Source organism: Pirellulales bacterium (assembly GCA_036499395.1).
GTDB lineage: Bacteria > Planctomycetota > Planctomycetia > Pirellulales > JACPPG01 > JACPPG01.
This window is the reverse complement of sequence record DASYDW010000068.1, coordinates 313,774-320,202: the sequence shown is the minus strand read 5'-3', so window position 1 is coordinate 320,202 and position 6,429 is coordinate 313,774. Positions and strand designations below refer to the sequence as shown.

General features: G+C 58.4%; 7 protein-coding genes. 6 read left to right on the top strand and 1 reads right to left on the bottom strand.

The window, feature by feature from the left end; translation table 11 throughout:
* Positions 1 to 106 precede the first annotated feature (106 nt).
* Positions 107 to 655, top strand: a complete 549-nt coding sequence (locus VGN12_13975) for a hypothetical protein (GenBank protein HEY4310554.1) — start codon at positions 107 to 109, stop codon at positions 653 to 655.
* A gap of 65 nt (positions 656 to 720) precedes the next feature.
* Here VGN12_13975 and VGN12_13970 read toward each other — a convergent pair whose 3' ends face one another.
* On the bottom strand, positions 721 to 1,557 hold the full coding sequence (locus VGN12_13970; GenBank protein HEY4310553.1) for a hypothetical protein: 837 nt from the start codon (positions 1,555 to 1,557) through the stop codon (positions 721 to 723).
* Positions 1,558 to 2,035: 478 nt separating this feature from the next.
* On the opposite strand from VGN12_13970, the gene VGN12_13965 reads away from it, so the two are divergent.
* From VGN12_13965 to VGN12_13945, 5 genes are all read left to right on the top strand, one after another.
* Positions 2,036 to 3,310 (top strand): site-specific integrase, encoded by a 1,275-nt coding sequence (locus VGN12_13965; GenBank protein ID HEY4310552.1) that lies wholly within the window; start codon positions 2,036 to 2,038, stop codon positions 3,308 to 3,310.
* The gene (locus VGN12_13960; GenBank protein HEY4310551.1) at positions 3,307 to 4,872 is read left to right on the top strand and encodes a site-specific integrase; all 1,566 of its coding nucleotides are present in this window, start codon (positions 3,307 to 3,309) and stop codon (positions 4,870 to 4,872) included. The genes VGN12_13965 and VGN12_13960 overlap by 4 nt, the downstream gene beginning before the upstream one ends.
* Positions 4,869 to 5,369, top strand: a complete 501-nt coding sequence (locus VGN12_13955) for a hypothetical protein (GenBank protein HEY4310550.1) — start codon at positions 4,869 to 4,871, stop codon at positions 5,367 to 5,369. Before VGN12_13960 ends, VGN12_13955 begins: the two co-directional genes overlap by 4 nt.
* Positions 5,370 to 5,560: 191 nt before the next feature.
* Positions 5,561 to 5,710, top strand: a complete 150-nt coding sequence (locus VGN12_13950; GenBank protein HEY4310549.1) for a hypothetical protein — start codon at positions 5,561 to 5,563, stop codon at positions 5,708 to 5,710.
* A gap of 12 nt (positions 5,711 to 5,722) precedes the next feature.
* Entirely contained in the window at positions 5,723 to 6,418 is a 696-nt protein-coding gene (locus VGN12_13945; protein ID HEY4310548.1) for an HIRAN domain-containing protein, read from the top strand.
* The last annotated feature ends 11 nt before the right edge of the window (positions 6,419 to 6,429 follow it).

Sequence of the window (6,429 nt, the reverse complement as noted above, 5' to 3'; positions counted from 1 at the left end):
TTTCGTCTGTGACTGCGGACAACACTTTACGGCGCGACACCTCGTTGACGCCAAGTAACTGTTTTTAAATCCCTTTTTTTACCCCAAGCAAGGAGGACGTTGGACGATGGCACCGGAAAACATTTTCAAGAAGGTGTGGCTTGAGCAAGCGTACGAGGGCGATACGCGTGAGCACCTGCAGAGGGCAATTATTGCTCGCTGCAGGTCAGCGGCGCAAGGTCTGATTCGAGCGTTCATCCGCGGCGAGTTTCAGCGCATCGTGGATGGCCTGCAGCTCGTTGACGACTTCGGCAGCGACGATCGCAGCCCCGGCGTGCTTAAGATTGAGCGCGGCTTCGAGCACGGTCTTGCGGCCCGCTGCATGTTCATGGGCGGGACGCGGCTTCTGCTGACGCTCGAGTTGCCCCGGGAGAACCATTCGGGCCTGCTCGATTTCGAGCTCGATCTGAAAGTTGGCCTGGCCACGGTCCTCGAGGACAACTGGCACAATCCCGACGTCAATTCGACGGTGCTCAACAATCGGCTGCGGTTCGTCGGCGAGCCGGAGGCCTTCCGATTGACGTCGAACACGACTGCGACCGAGCTGCTGAAGCAAGTCACGGCGCGGCTGAAGAAGGCCGTAGCCGAAGCTGAGAGCGCTGTGGCTGCGGCGTAGTGAATCGATTCCCCGGACGTTCTTTGACAATTTACCGAGCGGCCCGGCACGCAAAACCGGGCCGCTCAGTTGCCGGGCTTAACGACTCCGCTCGTACGTAATGATTGTTCACCGGAGAACGTGGCAAAGCCTCCATTTTTCCGGCCCTCAAAGAACTCTTTTAATCGCGAAACGTCGGAATCGGGGAGAGTCGCAGCGTAAATGACAAGTTGAAAAATATCGAAAAACCCTCCATCGCTACCAGCCAAATTCGAGCCTAATGTTCCCTCATCGATATTGAATCCCGTAAAATCAACACGAAACGGCAATTCTGCGACCGCAAGCTGCTTCCCATCAACCAAAATTCGCAGTGAGGTTGACTGGCTTCCGACTCCCCCCTCACAGGCAAGATAGAACGGCGTGTCGATCGGTATCCCACCACTGCCCAAGCCGAGCCTTAACGGATGGGATTCACCGGATTCATCAACCAGTGCAAATGTGAAAACATTATCCGCAGAAATGTATATCGACGCGCTCTCCTTTCCGATCCCCTTCAGCTCCAAGATGTATTTCCTACGATCCAAATCCTTATTTGGTATTCGAATTAATAGATTCAAAGATAGGCCGGGATCGCGCGACGAACGCTCCTTTGCGGACGTGGCGATTTTTTCCAATGCTTGTTGTTGCAATTGCACGATTTCGCCGGCAGCCTTCTCTTTAGCGGCCGAAACTTCTGCCGCGGCATCGTCCTTCTTCCAGAGGCGATCCTGATACCAGCAAAATCCGCCAGCCATTCCGCATACGATGCCGACAAATACGATCCAAAGACCGGTGTCCCGATGATGTCCATCGGAAAAAACGAGCGCGCCGAGCACCGTCGTGATGGTGAAGATGAGGCCGAAAATAATGCTCGCACCTTCCATCGTTGTCCTCATGTGATAACGACCCGCGAATTATGGCTTGGCCTATACCTAGCTTTCGGCATCGGAATGGCGATGGGCGTCTGCGCCTGCGCTGCGTACGCGGTTCTATAATCCGCCGCAAAAACGCAGGGGCAATCAGTGTGGATTAAGCAGATCGCGATTCTCATTGACAATCCAGACCAACGCAACCAGAATGCGGGGGTCGAACGTGGAATAAGAAACCGCGATCGGCACGCAACACAGAACCGCGGCTGGTCCTCTTTGGTGGCCAGCTTCGGGCGAGACAAATAAGAATGTCTTTCCACAGAAAAAACAGGTCCCGGCCCAAGATAGCGGCCGCGTGTGCGCGCCCAAAAGGTGCATACGTTCGGGCGACCGAGCGGCGGCGTATTCTGTGCGCCGTTCTTACCGCTGTCTCGGGTCGGGACCTTTTTATTTGCTCTCCCGTTCAGGGAGCGCAAGAAAGGTGCCACCCTTCATGGCCACAGCACCCTCGAGAGGAAGACCCAAAAGCAGTCCCCTACTTCGCGATTTCTATCGCAGCACTTTTCTGCCAGGCATCGACAGGACGATCAAGCCGAGGAACTACGTGTGCGGTATCAACGTTTTGGCGGACTGCCTCGGCCGGGAGCCCCGCTTATGCGACTTGAACACCGAGGTGTTCGCTAGGTATTCCGCCTACATCGCAAAGCGTTTCAAGAGCCGTAGCACCCGCGAGAAGTACGGTCACTACATCCGTCGATTGTGGCGGGCCGCGTTTGAAGCGGACTTGGTTACTGACATTCCTGATGATGGTCGCAAGGTTAAGAGCTCACTGTGGAACCGGGCCACGATCGAACCCGTCGCGAAGGGCGACGTGCCGGTGACGGTTCGTCAACTGTACATTCATTTTTATCGGCCGCTCAAGCTGCGTGCTGCATCTCCAAAGACGGACTATCAATACAAGATCAACATCGATTCGTTCGAACGCTTCCTGGGGAGAGAGCCGCTGTTGACCGACTTCGACGATGAAGTGATCGGCGCGCTGCTCAGTTGGATTGTGCAGCGCGGGCGATCGACCGCCACGGCCAACAAAGCAGCGAGTCACCTACTGGCGCTGTTCAACTTCGCGGCTCGCAAACGATTCGTGCAGCAATTCCCCGACGTGACGAGACTAACGGAGCCCGTGCGGATTCCGAAAGCTTGGAGCGAGACTGACCTGCGGCGTCTATTCGCGGCGCTGTACGCGGCGCCCGGTAAGATTGCCGGCGTCCCGGCGGGCCTGTGGTGGGTCGCCTTGCATCAACTGCTCTGGTGGACCGCGGAACGCATCGGCGCCGTGCGGCAGCTGCGCTGGTCCGATGTCGATCTTGAAACGGGCTGGCTGATCGTGCCCGCCGAGTTCAGAAAATTCCAGACGAGCGACAAGGCGACAGAGCTGCCGCCGGCCGCTCTCGAAGCGTTGCGGGCAATCCGCAATCCTGGTCGCACGCTCATTTTCCCGTGGCCCCATTCAGACGAATATCTTTGGACCGTATACCGCGAGATCCGCAAGCGGGCGGGGATGCCGATCGATGCCAAGAGTTCCTTTCACCGCATGCGCAAAACGGCCGCCAGCTTTTTTGAAGCCGCTGGCGGTAACGCCACGGAGCTGCTCGGCCATTCATCCCGCGCCGTGACGATGCGCTATCTGTCGCCGGCCATCGTGAAACCGCAGCAGACCGCCGGCATGCTGTTCAGCCCGGGCGCCGCGCCGAAAGGGGGTGCCGCATGAAGACGAAAAGGCAGCCCCGGGCCCCGGTAACAGCGGATATTGGCCCAGAAACCTTGCTTTCCGATTACGTCGCCGTCTATCTCGCATCGCGCGCGGACCAAAGGAACCGGACCGCAACGGCGCGCAACAATGGGCACCTGACGGGGCTGGCATCCGTGTTTTCCAGAGCGCTCGGTCGACCGGCCACGATTGCCGATCTCACTATCAATAAGTTGAATCCGTTTTTGGATCGACTTGTTGCAACCTGTAGGTCGCCGGCCACGGTCTACGAGCACCGTCGCAGGTTTATGACGCTGCTCCGCCATGTGATCTGGCACAGGCTGGCAGTCGGGATCACGCCGCAGATGCCGCTACGTGAGTTTTACCGGCAGGCCTTCGCGCCATTGTTCTTGGGAGAGTCCGCCGACCTGGACAAGTACCGGCGAGCCGTTGAAGAAATCGGCAGCGGCTGGGCGGTCAGCGATCTGACTTCCCCGACATCGCTCGAGGCCTGCAAATCGCATCCTCTGCGACGTTACATCAAACGCGTATGGAAGTTAGCCTACGACTTGGACCTTGTCGGTCCGTGGCCTAAGGCCGTACGACCGCGAATAGAGCGAGTATCCCGTCCGCGACGCCGCTCACTGTGGAACCAAGCCGCGATCGAGCCCGTCGCGAAGGGCGAGGCGCCACTAACAGTTCGTCAACTGTACGTTCATTTTTATCGGCCGCTGAGGCTACGTCATTCGTCACCATGTACAGAACACCGTTTCAAGACGACGGTCGACGCCTTTGCGCGGTTCCTGGGCCGCGAACCGTTGCTGACGGACTTCGAAGATGATCAGGTAGGCTGCTTCCTAGCATCGGCTATGAAACATGGATGGACGCCCTCGACGGCAAATACCGCACGGAGCGGATTGCTGGCGCTGTGGCGACTAGCGGCCCGCAAACGATTCGTCGACGCCTTCCCCGACGTGGGGAAGTTGAAGGTGCCGGCGAGGATTCCCAAGGTCTGGACTCAAAGCGAGTTGGCGAGGCTGTTCGCCGCCCTGGCCAAAGAGCCCGGTAAGATTGCCGGCGTCCCGGCGGGGCTGTGGTGGGTCGCCTTGCACCATGTTCTTTGGTGGAGTGCCGAGCGTATTTCCGCCGTCATGCAACTACGCTGGTCAGACATCGATCTTGAAAGCGGCTGGCTGATCGTGCCCGCCGAGTTTAGAAAGCGACGCACGGCCGACAAGGCGACCGAGTTGCCCCCCGAGGCAATCGACGCTCTGAAGGCCATTTACAGTCGACGTCGCAAGCTGGTTTTTCCCTGGCCGTATACCCACGGGGATTTGTGGCCGCGCTATCGACATATTCGCCAACGAGCGGGGCTCGCCACGGATCGGGCGAGTGGCTTTCACCGAATGAGAAGGTCGGCAGCCAGCTACTTTGAGGCCGCCGGCGGTAATGCCACGGAGCTGCTCGGCCACTCGGCGCGCCGCGTGACGATGTGTTACCTGTCCCCTTCGGTGGTGAAGCCGAAACAGGCTGCGGAGATACTGTTCGATCCGCGCGCGGCGCCGATCGGCGGTGCGGTATGACGATCCACATTACCCGCCGAGAGGCGTTGAAGGTTGCAATTGCTGGTGCCCTAGCGCCGCTCGCTCTTAACCTGTCGATGCCGCTCGAATGCGAATTCGTCGCGGCCGAGGAATACGTGCCCGACCCATACGGCAGCCCAACTGACTGGCATCCTTCGACAGCGGCCCGTGTTATTGCGGCCTGGGAGCTTGGTGCCCAGCAGCACAACAGACCGGCCAAATGGCGATCGCTGAAGTATGACGGTGCTCTGCAGTGGAGCGACGGTCGCGATGGACGTGCCCCATTGATCGCGTGGTACGGTATCGGTCCGGCGAATTGGACGGCCGAGCGCATGGCTGATTTGGCCGCGTGGTTGGAGGACCGTCACGTGTTGTCGCAGGAGCGCATCGCCCGCGGCCGTGCCTATGCAATCATAAGCGTCGGTAGGCTTTCGAAGCGGCTACGGCACGAATTGGCGAAGCCGGCATGGAAGCGCGACCGCTCGATCGTTGTTTGATAGAACCCGCAGGACCGGCTTTGCAAAACGGCCCTGGACGCTCGGTCGGTGAATCCTAGCTGATCTGACGATCGAAGGCCGCAACGGAGTGCGGCCAGGTCGCCAGGTGAGAATCCTGAAGGGTGGCCAATAATCGCATGATCCGCGTCACGCTCAACAAGCTCGACAAGCCGCCGCACGAAAGGTGAATCATGGCTGACGAGATCAAAGTGACGGTGATGAAGTTCGCAGACCGGGAAAGCTATACGCTGCGATATATCTGCCCGATGACCGGAAAGCGGAAGTTCAAGAGCGCGGACACGTCCGAACAGCGAGCAGCGCAGAAATTAATGTCATTCTAGACGGGGGTTGAAATGGCTTGGTTCGAAGTCACGGGCAAGGGGAAGGATTCGGGACGAAAGCGACAGCGTCGGTACACCGCCGACGACGAAGAGGACGTACGTCGTGTGGCAATAAAGGACGGAACCGTCCCGGAAACTATCTCGCCGATCGAATCGACCGCATTCGTTTCATCCGTCGCAGGAGTTTCTTTCAAGAACTCGAACAACACTCGTCGCCAGCGGATCGTTCGCGAATCTCATTTGGGCGAGGCCGTCCTGCTAGAGCACGAGGACGGAAATCGGCATGATGCAAACGCGATTCGAGTGCTCCGCGCCAACGGCGAGCAACTGGGATACTTACCTCGAGAAGACGCCGCAATGGTGATGTCATTTCGAAGCCCCGCAAGAGGCTGCGACTATTCTGCGACCATCGTCGACAGCGGACTTACGGAATCCGAAGACGCGATTCGGTGGATTAAATTGTTCGTGGTGCTTGCGCTCGAATTCGCGCCGTCCGATCGAGTGGCTGAGAAGTGTCGGCGAGTCATCGTTGACGAAAAGCTTTCGGTCAGACCTGAAACCGTGATTCCAAGCTTAGCGCTGAAGTCGAAACCGCGGCCGAACTACGTTCGGTCCAAAGGTGCGGCCAAGGCAAAGCCGAAATCGTCAGGCTGCTTATTGATTATCCTTTCGGTGGCGCTGCTTTGCGTCGCTGCCGCAGCAATTTGAGGAGGTGACCA